This window comes from Pseudomonas sp. CLCA07, assembly GCF_053615335.1.
Map to the genome: position 1 here is coordinate 6,393,723 of NZ_CM132131.1, position 19,664 is coordinate 6,413,386.

Here is a 19,664-nt window from a genome sequence, read left to right on the forward strand (position 1 = left end):
ACAGGAGCCAAGCAATGACTGATAGCAAGGGAAACCCGGTGAAGGTCATTGCGCTTGCGCTCCTGCTGATGTCCGGCAGCGCGCTGGCGGTGCAACCCATCACCACGTTGCCGTTGACGGTGGACGCCGAGCAACGCTGGCACCTGCCGGCGGGGGAATACCGTGGCTCGTTCAGTGTCGATCAACCGATGCAGATTGTCTGCGAGCCGGGCGCGGTATTTCAGGGCGAGGGGCAGGGCAACGGCTTGATCATCAGTGCGCCGGATGTCGGTATCGAGGGTTGCACGTTTCTGGACTGGGGGCACGACCTCACCGCCATGAATGCGGCGTTGTTCATCCAGCCCAAGGCCCATGGCGCGGTGATTAAAGGCAACCGCCTGCAAGGCCAGGGTTTCGGTATCTGGGTCGACGGCACTCAGGATGTAAGCCTGATCGACAATCGCATTCAGGGTGATCCGACAATGCGCTCGCAGGATCGTGGCAACGGCATTCATCTGTATGCGGTGCATGGCGCCAAGGTCATTGGCAACCAGGTGCGCGACACCCGCGATGGCATCTACATCGACACCTCTAACGGCAACCTGCTGCAGGGCAATACCCTGGAAGACCTGCGCTACGGCGTGCATTACATGTTCGCCAACGATAACCAACTGATCGGCAATATCACCCGCCGCACCCGCACTGGCTATGCCTTGATGCAAAGCCGCAAGCTCACGGTGATCGGCAATCGCTCCGAACAGGATCAGAACTACGGGATCCTGATGAACTACATCACTTATTCAACCTTGCGTGACAACTTCGTCACTGACGTGCGCGACGGCTCGACCGGCGACAGCATGATCAGCGGTGCCGAGGGCAAGGCGCTGTTCATCTACAACTCGCTGTTCAACAGCATCGAACACAACCACTTCGAGCACAGCGCCGTGGGCATCCACCTCACCGCCGGCTCGGAAGATAACCGTATCGCCGACAACGCTTTTGTCGGCAACCAGCGGCAGGTCAAATACGTCGCCACCCGCTTGCAGGAATGGTCAGCGGATGGCCGGGGCAATTACTGGAGCGATTACCTGGGCTGGGACCGCAACAACGACGGCCTCGGCGATATCGCCTACGAACCCAATGACAACGTTGACCGTCTGCTGTGGCTGTACCCGCAAGTGCGGCTGTTGATGAACAGCCCCGGCATCGAGTTGCTGCGCTGGGTGCAACGGGCCTTTCCGGTGATGAAATCGCCGGGGGTGCTGGACAGCCATCCGCTGATGAAGTCATCCACTCAAACCCTGATCCAGGAGCCCACCTCATGAACGTCATCGATATCGAAGGCGTCAGCCAGCGTTATGGGCACGCCACGGTGTTGCATAAGCTCAACCTCAGCCTGGCGGAAGGTGAAGTGCTGGGCTTGTTCGGGCACAACGGCGCGGGCAAGACCACCAGCATGAAACTGGTGCTTGGCCTGCTCCAGCCCAGCGAAGGGCAGGTCAGGGTGTTCGGCCGTTTACCCAGTGATCCCCACGTGCGGCGCTTGCTCGGTTATCTACCGGAAAACGTCACGTTTTACCCGCAACTGAGCGGTGTTGAGACCTTGCGCCATTTCGCGCGACTCAAAGGCGCCGCGTTCTCTCAAGTGGACGAACTGCTGGAGGAAGTCGGCCTGGCCGGTGCGGCGCATCGACGGGTCAAGACCTACTCCAAAGGCATGCGTCAACGCCTGGGGCTGGCGCAAGCGCTGCTCGGCGAGCCGCGTTTGTTGTTGCTCGACGAACCGACGGTCGGCCTCGATCCCATCGCGACCCAGGACCTGTATCGGCTGCTCGATCGCCTGCGCAGCCAGGGCACCAGCATCATTCTTTGCTCCCACGTGTTGCCGGGCGTCGAGGCGCACATCAACCGCGCCGCGATTCTGACCCAGGGCCGCCTGCTGGCCCTCGGCAGTCTGCGCAGTTTGCGTGAGGAAGCCGGATTGCCGACGCTGATTCGCGCCAACGGCCTCAAGCACGCCGGGCCCTTGCAGCAACGCTGGAACAACGCCGGGCACGTCACCGAGCGCTGGGGCGTCGAAGGGCTTGAAGTGGCCGCGCTCAATAGCAGCAAGGTGGGGCTGTTGCGCCAACTGTTCAATGAAGACGAACCGGCCGACGTGGAAATCCATCAGCCATCGCTGGAAGATATTTACCGCTACTACATGAGCCGGGCCGGTGCGGCGCCGATCGGGGAGGCCGTATGAACGCTGTCTGGAACATGGCTCGCAAGGAATTCAGTGATGGTTTGCGCAATCGCTGGTTGTTGGCGATCAGTGTGTTGTTCGCGGTGCTGGCCATCGGCATCGCGTGGCTGGGCGCCGCGGCTTCCGGGCAATTGGGTTTCACCTCGGTGCCGGCCACTATCGCCAGCCTCGCCAGTCTGGCAACGTTTTTGATGCCGTTGATTGCGTTGCTGTTGGCCTATGACGCCATCGTCGGCGAGGACGAAAGCGGCACGTTGCTGCTGTTGCTGACGTACCCGTTGGGTCGCGGGCAGATTTTGCTGGGCAAGTTTGTCGGCCACGGGTTGATCCTGGCGCTGGCGACACTGATCGGTTTCGGCTGCGCCATGCTGGCCATCGCGGTGCTGGTGGACGATGTCGAACTGAGCCTGCTGCTCTGGGCTTTTGGCCGGTTCATGGCGTCGTCGACGTTGCTGGGTTGGGGCTTTCTGGGACTGGCCTATGTGCTGAGCAGTGTGTCGGCCGAAAAATCCACGGCGGCCGGGCTGGCGTTGGGTGTCTGGTTCTTCTTTGTGCTGGTGTTCGACCTGGCACTGCTGGCGCTGTTGGTGCTCAGCGAAGGGCAGTTCAACCCCAAAGTGCTGCCCTGGTTGCTGCTGCTCAATCCCGCTGACATCTACCGCTTGATCAACCTCTCCGGTTTTGAGCCCGGCGCGGGCACCACGGGTGTGCTGACCCTGGGCAGCGATTTGCCGATGCCGGGCTCGATGCTCTGGCTGTGCCTGTCGCTGTGGGTGGCGGCGCCATTGGGCTCGGCCTGGCTGTTGTTTCGTCGCCGGGCGACATGAATTTTCACTTTGGTTTTTAGGAGCAGTTGACGATGAATACGTTTTATCTGACGACGATGCGCGCGGTGGCGGGCCTGATGATGTGCCTGTTTCTGACGGCCTGTGACAACCCGGCGCAAGCCACCTACAGCAATGCGGCCGCAGCCTTTCATCCCAGTGATGAATGCCACGTCTGCGGGATGATCATCAACGGATTCCCCGGACCCAAGGGCGAAGTCGTCGAGCCGAACGGGGTCAAGAAGTTCTGCTCCACGGCAGAAATGATCGGTTGGTGGTTGCAGCCGGAAAATCATCATGGCAATGCCAAACTGTATGTCCACGACATGGGCCGCAGCCCGTGGAACGCGCCGGATGACGCGCACCTGATCGATGCCAAAGACGCGTTTTACGTGGTCGGCACCCAACTCAAAGGCGCCATGGGCGTGGTGCTGGCGTCGTTCTCCAGTCGTGAGGCCGCTGAAAAGCTTGCCGCTGAACAGGGCGGTCGCTTGCTGCGCTTCAGCGAGATCACTCCGGCGCTGTTGCAGCAACACTAACGCCGTCGAGAAAATCTGATCGCCGTCAAGTCGGTATTTCTTCATCTGCTCAAAGATAGGGGCTCGCTATGTCCCCAGTGCTTGGCATCCGTGATGCCCAGGAGTAAATGATGAAAACCGAGTTTCAGGATCGTTTGGCGGTGGTCACGGGTGCCAGCTCCGGGATTGGCCTGGCACTGTGCGCCGCGCTGTTACCGCGCGGCGTCAAGGTGCTGGCGATGTCACGGACCCTGGGTGAACTGCCGGCGTTGCAGCAGATCTACGGCGAACGGTTGCAATGGTTTGCCGGGGACGTCACGAATCAGCAAGACCTGCGCGAGCTGGCCGAGCGCGCTGCGGCGATTGGCCCCGTGGACTATCTGGTGCCTAACGCGGGGATTGCCGAAATGGCTGACAGCCTGGATATGCAGGCCTTTCAGCGCCAGTGGGCGGTCAACGGTGCCGGGGCGTTGAATACGCTGGCGGCGTTGCGGGGTGAATTGGCGAGCCCGGCTTCGGTGGTGTTTGTCGGGAGTTTTCTGACCGGTTCGAGCTTTCCGGGGTTGGCTGCGTGCATTGCCAGCAAGGCTGCGCTGGCGGCTCAGGCGCGGACGCTGGCGGTGGAATTTGCGAGTTTTGATGTGCGCATTAATCTGGTCTCGCCGGGGCCGACGGCTACCTCGATGTGGGATCACTTGGGGTTGAGCGAGGGGGAGCTTGGCGATGTTGCAGACACGCTTGGTAAACGTCTGTTGCCGGGGCATTTTCTCGATGCGGCGGCAGTGGCCAATGTGATTGTTTTTCAGCTGTCGCAGGGTGCTCGGGGTGTTTACGGGCAGGACTGGAAAGTCGATAACGGATACACCTTGGGTTAAAGGGCGAAGACAAACCTGTGGCGAGGGAGCTTGCTCCCGATCGGCTGCGTAGCAGTCGTAAAACCAGCGCCTGCGTTTAATCTGAATGTACCCAGTGACGGATTGTAGGGGCGCTGCGCGCCCCAGCGGGAGCAAGCTCCCTCGCCACAAGTGCGATGTATATTTCGGTATTGGGGCACAAGGCCTAATGCGAAGTCCCCTCGGCAAACTCAATCTTGTTCCCCACGTTGTACTTGCCCGAAGGCTTGTTCATCGGAATGCGTTTGATCTCCTTGAGGGTGTCGCTGTCGTACACAATCAGCGCGCCATCGGTGGCCCAGATGCTCAGCAGCAGGTAACGACCATCACGGGTGAACTCAACGTGTGCGGCGGTCTTGCCGGGCATCGGGCGCAAGGTGTGGGCAATTTCCAGGGTCTGTTTGTCGATCAGGTGGATCGCATCGTTGTCGGGCCCGAAGAACACGTCGGTCCAGGCATACCGTGAATTGACGTGACTACGCATGAAGAAACCCGGCCCCAGGGTCGGGATTTCCTTGATCAGTTTCCAGGTCTTGAAGTCGATGACCGAGATCAGCCCCTTGCTGATATTCGGCGTGGCGAACACCCACTCGCCGTTGCGTTTCCAATAAGTCCCCGAGCCCAGATGCGGCATGCCCGGCAGCGGGATGTCGGTGACCACCTTGCCGCTGTCGAGGTCGATGACCTGGCCGCCCTGGGCCTTGCGCGACGTGGCCAGCAGCTGTTTGTAGTCCGGTGAAAAAGAGAAGTCGTCGAGAAAATCCCCGGCCGGGATCCGCCGTGGTTGGATATCCGGTGTGCCGGCCCAGGACAGTTCCCAGACTTCCTTCACGTCCTTGAGCGCCACGATAAAACTGTCGCGCGGCGGGGCGGAGTAGACCGCGCTGACCCGTGACTCGGTACCGTCCTCACCGATGGCGGGAATGGTTTTGACCAGCGACAGATCGCGGGCATCGAGCACTACAAGATTGCCGGGCAAATAGTTGCCCACCAGCACCCAGCGTCCATCCTTGCTCACCGCCAGGTTGCGGGTATTGAGGCCGGCGCGGACTTCGGCGATCAACTTCAGGTTGTGCAAGTCATACAGGCTGATCCAGCCGTCACGGGAGGCGAAGTAGACGAAGCGTCCGTCCGGCGAGAACTTCGGCCCGCCATGCACGGCGAAGTGCGAAGCAAACCGCGCCAGCACTTCAAAGCGGTCGCCGTCGAGGATGTCGATGTGATGGTCGCCGGCTTCCACCACCACGAACAGGTTCAGCGGGTCGGCGCCATGCTGGGGCGTGGTGGGCAGCTTGCTGAGGTCCGCGAGTATCGAGTGACTGCCGCGAATGTCGTCATTGCTCCAGGTGGGCGGGGTGGCGGGCGGTTGCTGAAGGTAGTCCACCAGTGCGTCGATCTGTGCGGGGCTGAACACAGTGGCATACCCGGCCATTTGGCTCGCGGGGCGGCCGTTCTGGATCACGCTGCGGATTTCATCAGGTTTGATCCGGCTGAGGCTCTCCGGCAACAACGCCGGCCCCGCACCGCCGAGACGGTTAATGCCGTGACAGCTCTGACAATGTTGCTCATAGTTTTCCGCCGCTTGTTCAAGCGCCGGAACCACTGCGCCGGCCTGAGCCGCGCTGATCCATAACAGGTGGGCAAGGAGCATGCGCCTCATATCGCCACCTTGGCGCGGCGTTGCAGTGCTTGGGCCGGGTAAAGCCGCGCCGGGTATTCCAGCTGTTCTGCGGCAAACAGATCGACCACTGTGCCGATCACCGTCAGCGTCGGAATCCCCGGCGGACAATCCAGCGCCAGGGTCGGCAATTGGTGCAGCTTGCCACGGGCGACGCGCTGGTCGGGGCGCGTGCCGTTGCTGATCAGCGCCGCGGGTGTATCAGCCGACATCCCTGCTTCGATCAAGCGTTGAGCGATGATCCCCAGGTTCGACAAGCCCATGTAAAACACCAAGGTCTGGCTACTGTCGGCGAGGCTGCTCCAGGGCAGCGACAACTCGCCATCACGCTGCAAATGGCCGGTAATGAACCGGCAGGAATTGACCAGGTCGCGGTGGGTCAACGGTATGCCTGCGTAAGCGCTGCAGCCCGACGCGGCGGTAATGCCCGGCACCACCTGACAGTCGATGCCGCGTTGCAGCAGGTACTCCAGCTCCTCGGCACCGCGACCAAAAATGAACGGGTCGCCGCCCTTGAGCCGGACCACGCGCTGCCCTTGATCGGCGAGGTCGGCCAGCAGTTCGTTAATCTGTTCCTGGGGCAGGCTGTGGCAGCCGCTGGCCTTGCCGACGTAATGGCGGGCGCAGGTCAGGGGAATCAAGGTCAGCAGTTCGGGGCTGATCAGCCGGTCGTAGACCACGGCGTCGGCCTGCATCAACAGGCTCCAGGCGCGCAAGGTCAGCAGGCGTGGGTCGCCGGGGCCGGCGCCGACCAGGGCAACTTCGCCCGGCCGGAACGGTGACTCAAGTGAGGCCGGTATAGCAATCGATGGAGGCATGGGACGTCCTTGGTGCTTCATCAGGTTGCCCGGCTCCAACCTTTGTCAGGTGGTTGGCCGGACGGGCTATTCAGTGGGTGATGCAAGGGATGGTGGGTAATGGCGGCAGACCGATTTCGTCATCGCTGAGATGGCACCCGGGGTCCTGGCCCCATAGATCACCCTCGGCCCAGGCGCGTGTGCGGGTGTTGCCATTGCAGATGGGCAACCAGCGACATTGCGCGCAACGACCGCCGACGGCGCGGGGATGTTCACGCAGGCGCAATAGCAAGGCATCCGGCCGATCCAGCCACAACGCGCGGAACGGCGTGCGCCGGACATTGCCCACCGAGTGCTGCCACCAGTAGGTGTCCGGGTGCACTTCACCGGTGTTGTCGATGTTGGCAATGCCGCTGCCCGACGCGTTGCCACCCCATGCGCGGAGCATTTTTTCCAGTCGTGGGTAATGCTCCGGAAGACGAAGTCCTGCCCATTGCAGCAGCAGAATGGCGTCGGCATCGTTGTTGCCGCTGACAAAATCGCTGTCGCGGCCCTGTTGAATGTCTTCCCAGGCGCGCTCGAAGATCAACGTCATCGCCTCGCGGCTCATCTGCTGGTGCGCGTCGAGTTTGCGGCTGCGTTTACCGCGTCCGCTGTAGTTGAGGTGCGACAGGTAAAACTTTTGCACGTCGTACTCGCGCATCAGCGCCAGCAGTTGGGGCAGTTGCGGGTGGTTCTCCTGGGTGAGGGTGGTGCGCAGCCCGACGCGAATGCCCTGTTCGCGACAGAGCCGGATCGCGTGCATGGAGCGGGCGAAGCTGCCCTTGAGTTGTCGGAAGGCGTCATGGGTGGCTTCCAGGCCATCAATGCTGATTCCGACGTAGTCGAAATTCGCCGCGCTGATCTGTGCGATGTTCTGCTCATTGATCAGCGTGCCGTTGGTGGACAACGCCACAAAGAAACCCTTGGTCCGGGCGTAGGCGCTGAGCACAAACAGATCCTCGCGCAGCAGCGGTTCGCCACCGGAAAGAATCAACACCTTGACCCCAGCATCGTGCAGGTCGTCGATCACGGTCAGCGCGGCGGCCGTATCCAGTTCGTCGCGAAAGACGCTGTCGGCCGAGGTGGCGTAGCAATGTTTGCAGGTCAGGTTGCAGCGTCTGAGCAAGTTCCAGATCACCACCGGCGCCCGATTACTGCCCGGTGGACTGGTTCTCGGCGCAGGCGACTGGCCGGCCAGTGCACGCAGGTATTGGCTGATCCTCAACATGCCACTCTCCTTGAGTCAGGGTGTGTTCAGCGCGAAGCGGGCGGCAGGCGCAAGCCGGTTTTTTTCAGGATGCGGCTGCTCACCAGCATTTCGTCGGCCCCACAGGCGTCGCCCAGCAAGTAGCGCAGGTGCTCGCGGTAGCCGTTGATTTCATCGCTGCTGCGGCCATGAACCATGGCGAACAGGTTGTAGCGCCATTCGGTTCGGCGCGGACGGCGATAGCAGTGGCTGACAAAGGGTTGCGCGCCGATCAGCGCGCCCAGGCGCGGCATGTCGGTGTCGCGCACATCCCAGACCGTCATGCCGTTATGGCGATAGCCCAGCCGGTAGTGATTGGGCACGGCAGCGATACGCCGAATCGCGCCCTCGGCCTGCAAGCGTTTGAGCAGATCCAGGGTGGCTTCGATGTTCAGCCCTAGCTGTTCGGCGAGCCACGCCCACGGGTCGTCCAGCAGCGGCAGACCGGCCTGGGTCAACACGATCAGACGCTGGACGAGGGTATCTTCAGGCCGGGAAATACAGACCGACATGGTAGGTCTCCTCTTTGGGCAGGTTGAGCAGCGGCAGGCCGGTCAGGGTTTCTATGCGAAGAAGGGTCTCGGTCAGGTCATGTTCAGTTGCGCAGGCGAGCACGAACCACATGTTCCAGGCGTGCTCGCGTCGATAGTTGTGCGCCACTTCCGGCAGGCCCTGCAGTTGCTCGGCGACGTCTTCAAAACGTTCTTCCGGGACCGCCAGCGCGGCGAGGGTGAAGGCGCCACCCAGGCGTTCGATGTCGAACATCGGGCCGAAGCGCGTGAGCATTCCGTCATCGAGCAGGCTATGCAGCCGGCCGAGTAGTTCAGTGCTGCTGGTTTCCAGTTCGGCCGCCAATACCCGCCAGGGGTGGCGCACCAGCGGCAGGCCCAGTTGCAAGCGGTTGATCAGGCGACGGTCGAGGTCATCCATGGGTCGGTGCTCCTGTTCGCGACGGCGCAAAGCGGCCGCCGCACTGCTTGAAGACCTGGGTGCTGAACAGCAATTGATGGGGCAGGTCGCTCAGCAGATGCTCTTCAAGCAATGCCTGAATCTGCGCCTCCACCTGGTCACGTTGACGCCCGTGCACCATGCAAAACAGGTTGTATCGCCACTGCGGCAAGCGCCGGGGCCGTTGATAGCAGAGGTTAATACCGGGGGCTTGCCCCAGGCGCTGGCCGACTTCGTCGATCAGCGCATCGGGAATATCCAGCACCAGCATGGCGTTGGCGGTAAAACCCAGCGCGCGATGGTGCAGCACCAGGCCGATACGGCGAAACAGCCCTTGATCGGTCCACTGGCGCATTTGCTCGAGCACCTGGGTTTCGTCAGTCTTTATCCGCTCGGCAAGGGCCTGATAAGGGCGCGGTACCAGCGGCAAACCGGCTTCCAGGTGCCGACGCAACGCCAGCGCTTGTTGGGGGCTCAATCCGGGTTTCATGGGTTGTCTCCAAGGTCAAAGCCCAGGTCGATGCGGTAAGCGGTCAGCATCGGCAGGTCCAGCGGCATGAGACCGGTGTCGTTCTCAAGTTCCTTGAGCACACGGTCGATGTGTTGGCGATCAGGGCCGGTCAGCACAAACCACAGGTTGTAGAAATGCTCCCGTGCGTAATTGTGATTGACCTCGGGGTACTGACTGACACGATCGGCCACCTGTTGCAGACGTTCGGTCGGGACGGCGAGGGCGGCGAGGGTGCTGGCACCGGCGCGGCTGTGTTCGAACACCGGGCCGATCCGGGAAAGGGTGCCGGCCTGATCCATCTCTTGCAGGCAGTCCATCACTTGCGATTCGCGGCAACCGAGGATCCGCGCCATTTCCTTATAGGGAGCCGCGCACAGCGGCATGCCGTGCTGGAAGCGTTCGATGAGTTGGCGGCTGAGCAGTTCAAGGTTCATTTCAGTACCCCATTTTCTGCGCGCGACTGCTGAAGAAGATGCCGCTCGGCGCACTGGCGGGCAGGGTACTTAGCAGCTTCAGGCTGTACGGATCCCAAACCTGAACCTGATCGCCGTCGCGTAACGACAGCCACAGTTGGTCACCGCGCGCGGTGAACTCCATGTGCAGCACCGCCGGCCCCGGCTTCAGATCCGCGACCACGGCATGGGTTTCGGTGTCGATGACCTGAACCCGGTCGTTGTCCGGGTAGGCGAAGTTGACCCATAGCTGCCGACCGTCCGGGCGCGACGTGACGAACACCGGTTGACCGGCCACCGGAATCACAGCGGTCTGCTGCCAGGTACGTGAATCCATCACCAATACCTGATGACGGCCGACGGCGGGCACGAAGGCCTGGTTGTCGGCGACGGCCCAGCCCTCCAGGTGCGGCATCTTGTAGACCGGGAGTTTCGCCTGGCCGCGTCCGTAGTCGCCGAGTACTCGCTGCACACCGCGCTCTGGATGCCAGAGGTCGAGTTGCGCCATGCCGTCTTCACCAAACAGGCCGGCCATGTAATAGCGCCCATCGGGGGTAATCAGGGCGTCGTAGGGTTGCTCGCCGATGCCGGTGAAACGGCTGATCTGCGGTGTGTTGCCGTGACTGAAATCGGCGGTCCAGATCTCGCCGGTATCGAACAGGCTGAACACAAAACGTTGTCCCGGCGCGTCGACCAGGCCGACCACCCGGGAGCGCTTGGTGCCATCGGCCAGGGGCGTCGCCGGAATATCGGCCACCTGTTGCAGGGTGTCGGCGTCGAACACCTTGACTCCGCCAGGCACGTAGTTGGACACCGCGATCAACTTGCCGTCCTGACTGATGGCGCCGCCAATGCTGTTGCCACCCTGGATGACTCGATGATCGATACGCCGGGTCAGCAAATCTATTTTGCTCAACCCGCCGTCGCGCCCGAACACATAGGCGAAACGCTGGTCACGGGAGAACACCACCGAGGCATGGGAAAGGTCGCCTAAACCCTTGAGTCGGGCCAGCGCTGTGTGGGTGTCGCTTTCGATGATTTGCACGCTACCGGTGGCGCGCTCCACGACCACGCCCAAGTCGCCGGTGCCGCGCAACGGTGGTTGAACGCAAGCGGACAACAACAGTCCGGTCGCTGCTGACAGCAGGATTGAACGGATCATGGTGCGGGATATCCCTGGAGAAGATCGACCAGCCAACGGATGTCGTCGGGGCTGAGCAACGGAGCCCAACCGGGCATCGCGGTGCCGGGCCGGCCTTGGGTGACGGTGGCAATCAGGCTGTCCCGTGACTTGCCGGCCAGCGCTGCGCGCGTCAGTTCGGGGCCCAGTCCGCCGGTCAGGTGCAGCCCATGGCAGGCGCCGCAGTCCTGGGTCAGCAGGTGTTCGAGTTGCGCCTGACGCTGGGCGTCAGGCGCCGCAACCGCGGTTGCGCAAATGAGGAGGAGGGCCGCCAGAATCACAGCGTGTCGATAAACCATCATGGCGCCCTCCAGGCGGTTATTTGAGTGTCAGTACCCAGGTCGCGAGAATTTTCGCTTCTTCTTCAGTCACCGGGTTTGCCGGCATTGGCATCGGGCCCCAATTGCCTTGTGTGCCGTTCTTGATGTGGCCGGCCAGGGTGTCCACGGCCCCGGGTACGCCACCGTTCTTGGCCGCTACATCCTTGAGCGCCGGGCCGACAATCTTGGTGTCGATGGAGTGACAGGCTGCGCAGGGTTTGCTCTTGAACAGCTCCAGCGCGTCTTGGGCCATGGCCGGCTGCGCGCTCAGCGCAGCGGTCAGGGCGAACAGTGAGAACAGAGTATTTTTCATGGTGTTTCCTTGCATTGATGGAGCTCAATAGATGTCGTGTTGGGTGTTGTAGACGTTGAACTTCCCGGTGGGTGTGATCAGTCGTTTGTCCTTGATGACTGACTTGAGCTTCAGTGTTTTGTCGTCGATCACCACCAGCGCAGATTCGTCTGCCTGACCACTCCAGACGGAGAACCAGACTTCATCGCCGGCCTTGTTGAATTCCGGTTGCACTACGCGCATGGCGCCTTGCTTGATGCCCGCGTATTCAGCGATGGGCAGCACGGTGTAGCCGGCGTCGAGTTTGTCGATGTTGAACACCGCCACCGACTGGCTGAGCTTGGCGTCCGGGTTGAGGGTGGTGTCGACGTACAGGTGACGAGACTTGGGATGGGTTTTGATAAACAGCGATCCGCCGCCCTGGCCCTTGAGTGAGCCGACTTGCTTCCAGGCGTATTGCGGGTGTTTGGTCGGGTCGGTGCCGATCAGCGAGATGCCGTCATCACCCAGATGGCTGGTGGCCCAGACCGGTCCGTAGGTCGGGTGATTGAAGTTGGCGCCGCGACCCGGGTGAGGGGTTTTGCCGACGTCCACCAGCGCGGTCAACTTGCGCTCCTTGGAGTCGATCACGGCGACCTTGTTGGAGTTGTTGGCGGCGGTCATGAAGTAGCGGTGCGTGCTGTCCCAACCGCCGTCATGCAGGAAGGGCGCGGCGTCGATGTAGGTGACGGTGAGGTTTTTGATGTCCTGGTAGTTGACCAGCATCACCTTGCCGGTTTCCTTGACGTTGACGATGAACTCCGGCCATTCGTGGGAGGCGATGATCGCCGCGACCCGGGGTTCCGGGTGGTATTCCTGCTTGTCGACGGTCATGCCGCGGGTCGAGACGATCTGTTTCGGCTCCAGGGTTTCGCCATCCATGATGGTGAATTGCGGAGGCCAGTAAGAACCGGCGATGGTGTACTTGTCCTCGTAGCCCTTGAACTTCGAGGTCTCGACCGAGCGCGCCTCGATGCCCACTTTGACTTCGGCGACCTTGGTTGGCTCGACCGGCCACAGGTCGATCATGTCGATCCGCGCGTCTCGACCAATCACCAGCAGGTAGCGACCTGAGGCAGAGATCCGCGAGATGTGCACCGCATAACCGGTCTCGATGAGTTTGACGATTTTCTTGCTGTCACCGTCGATCAGGGCGATCTTGCCGTCATCGCGCAACGTCACCGAAAACAGGTTGGGCAGGTTGAGTTTGCTCAGCTGCTTCTTCGGACGGTCCTCGGGTTTGACCAGCACCTTCCAGGTTTTCAGCGTCTCGGCCATGCCCCATTCCGGCGGAGTCGGTGGCGTGTGCTGAATGAACTTGGCCATTGAGGTGATCTGATCCTTGGTCAGCGCATTGGAGGTCCCCCAGTTCGGCATGCCCGCCGGAGAACCGTAGGTAATCAAGGCCTCCAGATACGGCTGTCCGCGGCTCTGGGTGATGTCCTGTGTCAACGGTTTGCCCGTGGCCCCTTTGCGCAGCACACCGTGGCAGCCTGCGCAGCGCTGGAAGTAGATTTCCTTGGATGAGTCGAACTCGGCCTGGCTCATGTCGGGAGCACCCGCGGTTTTGACCATGGGCGGGGTAGCCGCGGCGGCGGGCTCTTCAGCGCTGGCGGCATGACTCACCGACAGGGCCAGTGCCGAACAAAGCGTGGTCAGGGTCAGGGCAAACGTTTTTCTATTGCTGATCAGCATTCCATTTCTCCTCAGGCAAGACCTTTGCGATGTGCTGAAACGGCAGCGCAGAACGCAGGTTCTTAGTGCCGTGCAAGGCTATGCCCGAGCAGGCCAATGTTCGCTTGACGACGATCAAGTTTGCCGGCCATCTCACTTGCCAGGTTGTCGCAGGGGCCCGTAGCGTGTTCCTTGAATCCGCTTTTGGAACAGGCAGCCCATGGACCGTACCCAGTCTTGCGAACACCCGATCGAACCCTTCTACCAACCGCTGAATAATGAGGAGGCGCTGTTCGAACAAGCCTGGAGACATGGCATGCCGGTGCTGATCAAAGGCCCGACGGGCTGCGGCAAAACCCGTTTCGTCCAGCACATGGCCCATCGGCTGAAACTGCCGCTGTACACCGTGGCTTGCCATGACGATCTGAGCGCGGCCGACCTGATCGGCCGTCACCTGATCGGTGCCCAGGGCACCTGGTGGCAGGACGGACCGCTGACCCGCGCGGTGCGTGAAGGCGGCATCTGTTACCTCGACGAAGTGGTCGAGGCGCGCCAGGACACCGTGGTGGTGTTGCATCCACTGGCCGATGATCGTCGCGAGCTGTTTCTGGAACGCACCGGCGAAGTGTTGAAGGCGCCGCCGTCCTTCATGCTCGTGGTGTCTTACAACCCCGGTTACCAGAACCTGCTCAAAGGCATGAAACCCAGCACCCGCCAACGCTTCGTGGCGATGCGTTTCGGCTATCCGCCGGTGGCCGATGAGGAACGCATCGTTGCCCGCGAGGCTCAGGTGGACAGCGCACTGGCGGTGCAAGTGGTGCGGCTGGGCCAGGCACTGCGCCGGCTCGACCAACATGATCTGGAGGAGGTCGCCTCAACGCGACTGCTGATTTTTACCGCGCGCATGATCCGCTCCGGCATGAGCCCCCGTGAAGCGTGCATGGCCTGCCTGGCCGAGCCGCTCAGCGATGATCCGCTGACCGTCGCGGCGCTGATGGACGTGGTTGATGTCCACTTCGGCTGAGTCCACGGGCGTTACGCAACGCCACTTGCCGGGCGATCTGGCGATGTGGTTTTTCATTCTGGCCGAGCTGTCGGTGTTCGCCATCCTGATCCTGGCGTTCGCCGTGACCCAGGCGCTCAAGCCGCAGATGTTCAGTGAAAGCCGTCTGTTGCTGAACACCTCCACCGGGCTGGCGATGACCCTGAGCCTGCTCACCGCGGGCCTGTTCGCCGCGCTGGCGCAGGAGCAAGTCAGGCGCTCACGATCCCGTCACGGCGCCGTCTTCCTGCTGATGGCGTTGCTCGCCGCCAGTGTCTACGTGGTGCTGAAACTCACGGAATACCGACACTTGCTGGCCTCGGGGCTGGGCATGGAGCACAACACCTTTTTCACCCTGTACTGGATCCTTACCGGTTTTCATTTTCTCCACGTCTTGCTCGGCATGTTCATTCTCGGATGGCTGGCCGAGCGCTGTCGCCGTGGCCTGTACGACGCCAACACGCGCAGCGGGTTTGAATCCGGCGTGCTCTATTGGCACATGGTCGATCTGATCTGGGTCATGTTGTTTCCGCTGGTCTATGTGCTGAGTTGACGAGGTTCTCATGACTGTTTCCAGGGTATTGCTCGTCTGTTGGGCAGCGCTCGCCACGTTAAGCGTGTGCACCGTGGTGCTGGCGCACGTTGGCGCGACATCGCTGCTGTCGATTGCCATTTTGCTGGTGGCGGTGGGCAAGGCCTGGCTGATCACCGACGGTTTCATGGAGATGCGCCACGCGCCGCGGCTGTGGCGCCGGTTGATGTTGAGCTGGGCGCTGGTGTTGGCGACGGTGGTAGGCCTGACGCTGGTGTCGTTCCGTTAACCAATCCCTGTAATTGGATGGACTCGCCCAAGCCGAGGCGTCAATGCGCCACGGTGGCAGTCTAAACAGCCAACGACAGCGAGGGCGAGTCCATCCAATTACATGGACCGAGTAGGGCTCAAGTGTAATACCCGACCAAAACCATCTGACTTTCTTGATCGCCATCAAGCAGGTTTCAACCCTTCGCTTCCTATGATGGACGGGCCTAGCAAAGAGGAAGCGACCATGTCAGACACCTTCACCAAAGGCATGGCCAGGAACATCTACTTCGGAGGAAGCATTTTCTTCTTCCTGATATTCCTGGCTTTGACCTATCACACGGAACAGACCTTTCCAGAGCGCAGCAATGAAGCGCAGCTCACCGAGTCAGTGGTGCGCGGCAAGTTGGTCTGGGAGCAAAACAATTGCATCGGCTGCCACACGCTGCTGGGCGAGGGCGCCTACTTTGCGCCTGAGCTGGGTAACGTGTTCCAGCGGCGCGGCGGGGAGGCGGGCTTCAAACCCTTTCTGCATGCCTGGATGAAAATGCAGCCACTGGGCGTACCAGGCCGGCGCGCGATGCCTCAGTTCAAGTTGAGTGACCAGGAGGTGGATGACATCGCCGAGTTCCTCAAATGGAGCTCAAAAATCAACACCAATGGCTGGCCGCCAAACAAGGAGGGCTAAGCGATGAGCATTGCTAATCCGCATCTGAAATTCGCCTCGCAAGCCGTAGCCAAACCGTACTTCGTATTTGCCCTGATCCTGTTTCTCGGCCAGGTGCTGTTCGGTTTGATCATGGGCCTGCAATACGTGATAGGGGACTTTCTGTTCCCGGTCATTCCTTTCAACGTGGCGCGGATGGTGCACACCAACCTGCTGATCGTCTGGCTGCTGTTCGGGTTCATGGGCGCCGCCTATTACCTGATTCCGGAAGAAGCCGACCGCGAACTGCACAGTCCGAAACTGGCGATCATCCTGTTCTGGGTATTCGCCGCCGCGGGTGTGTTGACGATCCTCGGCTATCTGCTGGTGCCGTATGCCGGCCTGGCCAGGCTGACCCACAACGAACTGTTGCCGACCATGGGCCGGGAGTTCCTGGAGCAGCCGACCATCACCAAGATGGGCATTGTGGTGGTGTGCCTGGGCTTCCTCTACAACATCGGCATGACCCTGCTCAAAGGTCGTAAGACCACCGTCAGCATGGTCATGATGACCGGGTTGATCGGGCTCGCGGTGTTCTTCCTGTTCTCCTTCTATAACCCCGGCAACCTGGCCCGCGACAAGTTTTACTGGTGGTGGGTGGTGCATCTTTGGGTGGAAGGCGTGTGGGAACTGATCATGGGTTCGATGCTCGCTTTCGTCCTGATCAAGATCACCGGGGTAGACCGGGAAGTCGTGGAGAAATGGCTCTACGTGATCATCGCCATGGCGCTGATTACCGGGATCATCGGCACCGGTCACCACTTCTTCTGGATCGGTGCGCCTGAGGTCTGGTTGTGGGTCGGTTCAATCTTCTCGGCCCTCGAACCGCTACCGTTCCTGGCCATGGTGATCTTCGCCTTCAGCATGGTGAAGAAACGTCGGCGGCAACACCCGAACCGCGCCGCGACCCTGTGGGCCAAGGGAACCGTCGTCACAGCATTCTTCGGCGCTGGCGTCTGGGGTTTTCTGCATACCCTGGCTCCGGTCAACTTCTACACCCACGGTTCGCAGCTGACCGCGGCTCACGGTCACCTGGCCTTCTACGGTGCTTACGCGATGATCGTGATGACCTTGATCAGCTACGCCATGCCACGCTTGCGGGGTTTGGGTGAAGCCGGTGACGAGCGTTCGCAGACCCTCGAAATCTGGGGCTTCTGGTTGATGACGCTGTCGATGGTGATGATCACGCTGTTCCTCACCGCTGCCGGTGTCGTGCAGGTCTACCTGCAACGCTGGCAGGTCGATGGGGTTGCTTTGCCGTTCATGTCCACGGTCGAACACCTGCAGGTGCTGTTCTGGGCCCGTTTTGGTGCCGGTCTCGGTTTCCTCGCAGGACTGCTCTGTTACCTGTTCAGCTTCAAGCAACGTGGCCGCGCAGCCTTGCGCGCTCCGGCTGCCGTGGTTCCTTCATGAGCCGGTGTAACGGCTAGAAAAGGTCGGCCCGGCTGATACAGCGGGCCGTTTTTTTGGTTTACAGAAAAGGGCAAATGTCATGGCCTTTACCGTCGAACTGGAAGAATGGGTGGGCAGTGTCTGGCACCGTTTCATCACCCGGCGCGCCAGCCCAAATTTCCCCGAGGCGCGTGTCGAACTGGCCAGCCAGCAACGTCCGCTGGCGCTGCTGTTTCGCGCCATGGGCGGCGCCAACGGCGTCGGTGTCGAAGCCGCCAGCGACCGCGATCTGCTGCTGCGGCGCAACGTACTGCAGCAGATCGCCGGCACCTGCAAGCAAGTGCCCCTGGCGTGGTGCGACGAGACCAACCTTCGTCTGCCGTCGAGCCTCGCGGTGTTTCCTGAAGTCGCACTGAACGAGGAACTCTATCGTTGGCTCGCATTGCTCGCGGCGCAGGCCGGGCAGATGCGGCATTGGGGTCGGGACAATCAACGCTGGACGCAACAGCTGTTGCGGCGCTATCCCGCGTTGCGTGCCCGGTACAAACGTTTGGTCGATGCTCATCTGCAACTTCGCCCGGATCCGGCCACATTGAACTCCGGCGAAGCGGCCCTGGAACGGGCGTTATGTCAGGCGTTGCGCGACCCAGGCAGTGTCGAACATTTCCCCCGCAGCGACCGGGCCGCCTGGCCGCTTCCGCTGTGGTTGTACCCGCCGCAAAACCTCGCGAGTCCGCAGGCTGCAGACCTGGGGGACGAGTCGGAAGAGACGCTGACGACCCCGCCCGGTGAGCAGAAAGGCGCAAGCAAACGCGCCAAGCGGATCGATGAAGGCAGCCGCGACGGTGGGTTGTTGATCGTGCGTCTGGAGAACCTGTTCAGTTGGACCGAACACGTGGACCTGGATCGCTGGTCAGACGACAGCGAAGACCCGGACGCGGCCAGAGTCGCCGAGGACCTCGACGAGTTGAGCTTGTCGCGCACCCGTCTGCGCAAGGGCGGCGGCCTCAAGCTGCACCTGGATTTGCCGCCGGCCGATGTCGACGATATCCCCTTGGGCGAGGGCATCAAGCTGCCGGAGTGGGATTACCGCAAACAGCAGATGCAGGACAGCTTCGTCAATCTGCAAATGATGGTGCCCCGCGACTGTGAGGCGCAGCCACTGCCGCCACGGCTGAAAGCCTCGGCGCACCGTCTGCGCCGCCAGTTCGAGCACCTGCGCAATGATCGCCAATGGTTACGCCAGCAACCCCAAGGGTCTGAACTGGACATGCAGGCCTGGCTGGATTTTCACGTTGAACGCGAGCATGGCCAATGTGCGGAACGAGGTCTGTTCATGGAGCAACGGCAGACGCGTCGCGACCTGGCGTGCCTGTTACTGGCCGATGTGTCGATGTCCACCGACGCGCACTTGAACGATGAGCATCGGGTGATTGATGTGATCCGCGACAGTTTGCTGCTGTTCGGCGAAACCCTGTCGATGCTGGGTGATGATTTCGCCCTGTACGGATTTTCCTCGCTGCGTCGTCATCAAGTGCGCATGCAGGAACTCAAGTCCTTCACCCAGCGTTATGACGACAACACCCGCGGTCGCATTCAAGGGCTCAAACCGGGTTATTACACCCGCATGGGCGCCGCCATCCGCCACGCCACCCAACTGCTGGGCAAGAGCAAACGACGCAGCAAACTGTTGCTGCTGCTCACGGATGGCAAACCGAATGATCTGGATTTGTATGAGGGGCGCTACGGCGTTGAAGACACCCGCGAGGCGGTGCTGGAGGCGCGGCGTCAGGGGTTGACGCCGTTCTGTATCACGATTGATCGCGAGGCCGGGGATTACCTGCCTTACATGTTCGGTGCCAATGGCTACACCTTGATCCGCCAGCCCGAGCAATTACCCCTGCGCTTGCCGCAGTTGTATCGGCAGTTGACCCAGCCTTGACCGACACGGTCTGTAGCAGCTGCCGAGCGTGCGAGGCTGCGTCCGGCTGCGAAGCAGTCGTAAACCCAGTCCCCGCGGTGTGTTAGGTAAAAAGGGGACTCAGGATTTACGACTGCTGCGCAGCCGAACGCAGGCTTCGCCAGCT

The 19,664-nt window shown here is 61.3% G+C and carries 22 protein-coding genes; 11 read left to right on the top strand and 11 right to left on the bottom strand.

What is annotated here, in order from left to right; genetic code table 11:
- The first annotated feature begins 14 nt into the window (after nt 1-14).
- From ACWGZX_RS29275 to ACWGZX_RS29295, 5 genes are all read left to right on the top strand, one after another.
- Entirely contained in the window at nt 15-1,304 is a 1,290-nt protein-coding gene (locus tag ACWGZX_RS29275) for a nitrous oxide reductase family maturation protein NosD (RefSeq protein ID WP_046027239.1), read from the top strand.
- The gene (locus tag ACWGZX_RS29280; protein WP_046027240.1) at nt 1,301-2,224 is read left to right on the top strand and encodes an ABC transporter ATP-binding protein; all 924 of its coding nucleotides are present in this window, start codon (nt 1,301-1,303) and stop codon (nt 2,222-2,224) included. The genes ACWGZX_RS29275 and ACWGZX_RS29280 overlap by 4 nt, the downstream gene beginning before the upstream one ends.
- Entirely contained in the window at nt 2,221-3,051 is an 831-nt protein-coding gene (locus tag ACWGZX_RS29285; protein WP_222586759.1) for an ABC transporter permease, read from the top strand. Before ACWGZX_RS29280 ends, ACWGZX_RS29285 begins: the two co-directional genes overlap by 4 nt.
- A 32-nt stretch (nt 3,052-3,083) precedes the next feature.
- Nucleotides 3,084-3,587 carry a nitrous oxide reductase accessory protein NosL gene (locus ACWGZX_RS29290; RefSeq protein ID WP_222586758.1) on the top strand — a complete coding sequence of 168 codons (504 nt, stop codon included), beginning with the start codon at nt 3,084-3,086 and terminating at the stop codon, nt 3,585-3,587.
- A gap of 110 nt (nt 3,588-3,697) precedes the next feature.
- On the top strand, nt 3,698-4,441 hold the full coding sequence (locus tag ACWGZX_RS29295) for an SDR family NAD(P)-dependent oxidoreductase (RefSeq protein WP_452626582.1): 744 nt from the start codon (nt 3,698-3,700) through the stop codon (nt 4,439-4,441).
- A gap of 184 nt (nt 4,442-4,625) precedes the next feature.
- Here ACWGZX_RS29295 and ACWGZX_RS29300 read toward each other — a convergent pair whose 3' ends face one another.
- From ACWGZX_RS29300 to ACWGZX_RS29350, 11 genes are all read right to left on the bottom strand, one after another.
- Entirely contained in the window at nt 4,626-6,119 is a 1,494-nt protein-coding gene (locus ACWGZX_RS29300) for a cytochrome D1 domain-containing protein (protein ID WP_452626583.1), read from the bottom strand.
- Entirely contained in the window at nt 6,116-6,955 is an 840-nt protein-coding gene (cobA, locus tag ACWGZX_RS29305; RefSeq protein ID WP_452626584.1) for a uroporphyrinogen-III C-methyltransferase, read from the bottom strand. The genes ACWGZX_RS29300 and cobA overlap by 4 nt, the downstream gene beginning before the upstream one ends.
- Before the next feature lie 70 nt (nt 6,956-7,025).
- Nucleotides 7,026-8,204, bottom strand: coding sequence for a heme d1 biosynthesis radical SAM protein NirJ (nirJ, locus tag ACWGZX_RS29310; protein WP_452626585.1), 1,179 nt, complete (start codon nt 8,202-8,204; stop codon nt 7,026-7,028).
- Nucleotides 8,205-8,230: 26 nt separating this feature from the next.
- Nucleotides 8,231-8,734 carry a siroheme decarboxylase subunit beta gene (gene ahbB, locus ACWGZX_RS29315; protein WP_348125905.1) on the bottom strand — a complete coding sequence of 168 codons (504 nt, stop codon included), beginning with the start codon at nt 8,732-8,734 and terminating at the stop codon, nt 8,231-8,233.
- Entirely contained in the window at nt 8,709-9,152 is a 444-nt protein-coding gene (locus tag ACWGZX_RS29320) for an Lrp/AsnC family transcriptional regulator (protein WP_222586752.1), read from the bottom strand. The genes ahbB (ACWGZX_RS29315) and ACWGZX_RS29320 overlap by 26 nt, the downstream gene beginning before the upstream one ends.
- Nucleotides 9,145-9,660, bottom strand: a complete 516-nt coding sequence (gene ahbB, locus ACWGZX_RS29325) for a siroheme decarboxylase subunit beta (protein WP_222586751.1) — start codon at nt 9,658-9,660, stop codon at nt 9,145-9,147. Before ahbB (ACWGZX_RS29325) ends, ACWGZX_RS29320 begins: the two co-directional genes overlap by 8 nt.
- Entirely contained in the window at nt 9,657-10,115 is a 459-nt protein-coding gene (locus ACWGZX_RS29330) for an Lrp/AsnC family transcriptional regulator (RefSeq protein WP_222586750.1), read from the bottom strand. Before ACWGZX_RS29330 ends, ahbB (ACWGZX_RS29325) begins: the two co-directional genes overlap by 4 nt.
- A 1-nt stretch (nt 10,116) precedes the next feature.
- A complete protein-coding gene (locus ACWGZX_RS29335) occupies nt 10,117-11,295 on the bottom strand; it encodes a cytochrome D1 domain-containing protein (protein WP_222586749.1) in 1,179 nt (392 codons plus the stop codon).
- The gene (locus tag ACWGZX_RS29340) at nt 11,292-11,615 is read right to left on the bottom strand and encodes a c-type cytochrome (protein WP_222586748.1); all 324 of its coding nucleotides are present in this window, start codon (nt 11,613-11,615) and stop codon (nt 11,292-11,294) included. Before ACWGZX_RS29340 ends, ACWGZX_RS29335 begins: the two co-directional genes overlap by 4 nt.
- 16 nt (nt 11,616-11,631) lie before the next feature.
- Entirely contained in the window at nt 11,632-11,946 is a 315-nt protein-coding gene (locus ACWGZX_RS29345; RefSeq protein ID WP_222586747.1) for a c-type cytochrome, read from the bottom strand.
- 24 nt (nt 11,947-11,970) lie between these two features.
- Complete coding sequence (locus ACWGZX_RS29350; RefSeq protein ID WP_452626586.1) at nt 11,971-13,659, bottom strand: cytochrome D1 domain-containing protein; 1,689 nt, start codon at nt 13,657-13,659, stop codon at nt 11,971-11,973.
- Nucleotides 13,660-13,858: 199 nt separating this feature from the next.
- On the opposite strand from ACWGZX_RS29350, the gene ACWGZX_RS29355 reads away from it, so the two are divergent.
- From ACWGZX_RS29355 to ACWGZX_RS29380, 6 genes are all read left to right on the top strand, one after another.
- On the top strand, nt 13,859-14,662 hold the full coding sequence (locus ACWGZX_RS29355) for a CbbQ/NirQ/NorQ/GpvN family protein (RefSeq protein WP_261398073.1): 804 nt from the start codon (nt 13,859-13,861) through the stop codon (nt 14,660-14,662).
- Complete coding sequence (locus ACWGZX_RS29360; RefSeq protein WP_348125910.1) at nt 14,646-15,233, top strand: cytochrome c oxidase subunit 3 family protein; 588 nt, start codon at nt 14,646-14,648, stop codon at nt 15,231-15,233. Before ACWGZX_RS29355 ends, ACWGZX_RS29360 begins: the two co-directional genes overlap by 17 nt.
- Before the next feature lie 10 nt (nt 15,234-15,243).
- Nucleotides 15,244-15,501, top strand: coding sequence for a cytochrome C oxidase subunit IV family protein (locus tag ACWGZX_RS29365; RefSeq protein WP_222586744.1), 258 nt, complete (start codon nt 15,244-15,246; stop codon nt 15,499-15,501).
- A gap of 225 nt (nt 15,502-15,726) precedes the next feature.
- A complete protein-coding gene (locus ACWGZX_RS29370; protein ID WP_033062194.1) occupies nt 15,727-16,167 on the top strand; it encodes a c-type cytochrome in 441 nt (146 codons plus the stop codon).
- A 3-nt stretch (nt 16,168-16,170) separates the two neighbouring features.
- On the top strand, nt 16,171-17,598 hold the full coding sequence (locus ACWGZX_RS29375) for a cbb3-type cytochrome c oxidase subunit I (RefSeq protein WP_222586743.1): 1,428 nt from the start codon (nt 16,171-16,173) through the stop codon (nt 17,596-17,598).
- A gap of 79 nt (nt 17,599-17,677) precedes the next feature.
- A complete protein-coding gene (locus tag ACWGZX_RS29380) occupies nt 17,678-19,519 on the top strand; it encodes a VWA domain-containing protein (RefSeq protein ID WP_452626587.1) in 1,842 nt (613 codons plus the stop codon).
- Nucleotides 19,520-19,664: the final 145 nt, after the last annotated feature.

Bases quoted from the DNA above. Each gene is read 5' to 3' on its own strand.
- ACWGZX_RS29275 (WP_046027239.1), top strand. From the start codon at position 15: ATGACTGATAGCAAGGGAAACCCGGTGAAGGTCATTGCGCTTGCGCTC.
- ACWGZX_RS29280 (WP_046027240.1), top strand. From the start codon at position 1,301: ATGAACGTCATCGATATCGAAGGCGTCAGCCAGCGTTATGGGCACGCC.
- ACWGZX_RS29285 (WP_222586759.1), top strand. From the start codon at position 2,221: ATGAACGCTGTCTGGAACATGGCTCGCAAGGAATTCAGTGATGGTTTG.
- ACWGZX_RS29290 (WP_222586758.1), top strand. From the start codon at position 3,084: ATGAATACGTTTTATCTGACGACGATGCGCGCGGTGGCGGGCCTGATG.
- ACWGZX_RS29295 (WP_452626582.1), top strand. From the start codon at position 3,698: ATGAAAACCGAGTTTCAGGATCGTTTGGCGGTGGTCACGGGTGCCAGC.
- ACWGZX_RS29300 (WP_452626583.1), bottom strand. From the start codon at position 6,119: ATGAGGCGCATGCTCCTTGCCCACCTGTTATGGATCAGCGCGGCTCAG.
- cobA (WP_452626584.1), bottom strand. From the start codon at position 6,955: ATGCCTCCATCGATTGCTATACCGGCCTCACTTGAGTCACCGTTCCGG.
- nirJ (WP_452626585.1), bottom strand. From the start codon at position 8,204: ATGTTGAGGATCAGCCAATACCTGCGTGCACTGGCCGGCCAGTCGCCT.
- ahbB (WP_348125905.1), bottom strand. From the start codon at position 8,734: ATGTCGGTCTGTATTTCCCGGCCTGAAGATACCCTCGTCCAGCGTCTG.
- ACWGZX_RS29320 (WP_222586752.1), bottom strand. From the start codon at position 9,152: ATGGATGACCTCGACCGTCGCCTGATCAACCGCTTGCAACTGGGCCTG.
- ahbB (WP_222586751.1), bottom strand. From the start codon at position 9,660: ATGAAACCCGGATTGAGCCCCCAACAAGCGCTGGCGTTGCGTCGGCAC.
- ACWGZX_RS29330 (WP_222586750.1), bottom strand. From the start codon at position 10,115: ATGAACCTTGAACTGCTCAGCCGCCAACTCATCGAACGCTTCCAGCAC.
- ACWGZX_RS29335 (WP_222586749.1), bottom strand. From the start codon at position 11,295: ATGATCCGTTCAATCCTGCTGTCAGCAGCGACCGGACTGTTGTTGTCC.
- ACWGZX_RS29340 (WP_222586748.1), bottom strand. From the start codon at position 11,615: ATGATGGTTTATCGACACGCTGTGATTCTGGCGGCCCTCCTCCTCATT.
- ACWGZX_RS29345 (WP_222586747.1), bottom strand. From the start codon at position 11,946: ATGAAAAATACTCTGTTCTCACTGTTCGCCCTGACCGCTGCGCTGAGC.
- ACWGZX_RS29350 (WP_452626586.1), bottom strand. From the start codon at position 13,659: ATGCTGATCAGCAATAGAAAAACGTTTGCCCTGACCCTGACCACGCTT.
- ACWGZX_RS29355 (WP_261398073.1), top strand. From the start codon at position 13,859: ATGGACCGTACCCAGTCTTGCGAACACCCGATCGAACCCTTCTACCAA.
- ACWGZX_RS29360 (WP_348125910.1), top strand. From the start codon at position 14,646: ATGTCCACTTCGGCTGAGTCCACGGGCGTTACGCAACGCCACTTGCCG.
- ACWGZX_RS29365 (WP_222586744.1), top strand. From the start codon at position 15,244: ATGACTGTTTCCAGGGTATTGCTCGTCTGTTGGGCAGCGCTCGCCACG.
- ACWGZX_RS29370 (WP_033062194.1), top strand. From the start codon at position 15,727: ATGTCAGACACCTTCACCAAAGGCATGGCCAGGAACATCTACTTCGGA.
- ACWGZX_RS29375 (WP_222586743.1), top strand. From the start codon at position 16,171: ATGAGCATTGCTAATCCGCATCTGAAATTCGCCTCGCAAGCCGTAGCC.
- ACWGZX_RS29380 (WP_452626587.1), top strand. From the start codon at position 17,678: ATGGCCTTTACCGTCGAACTGGAAGAATGGGTGGGCAGTGTCTGGCAC.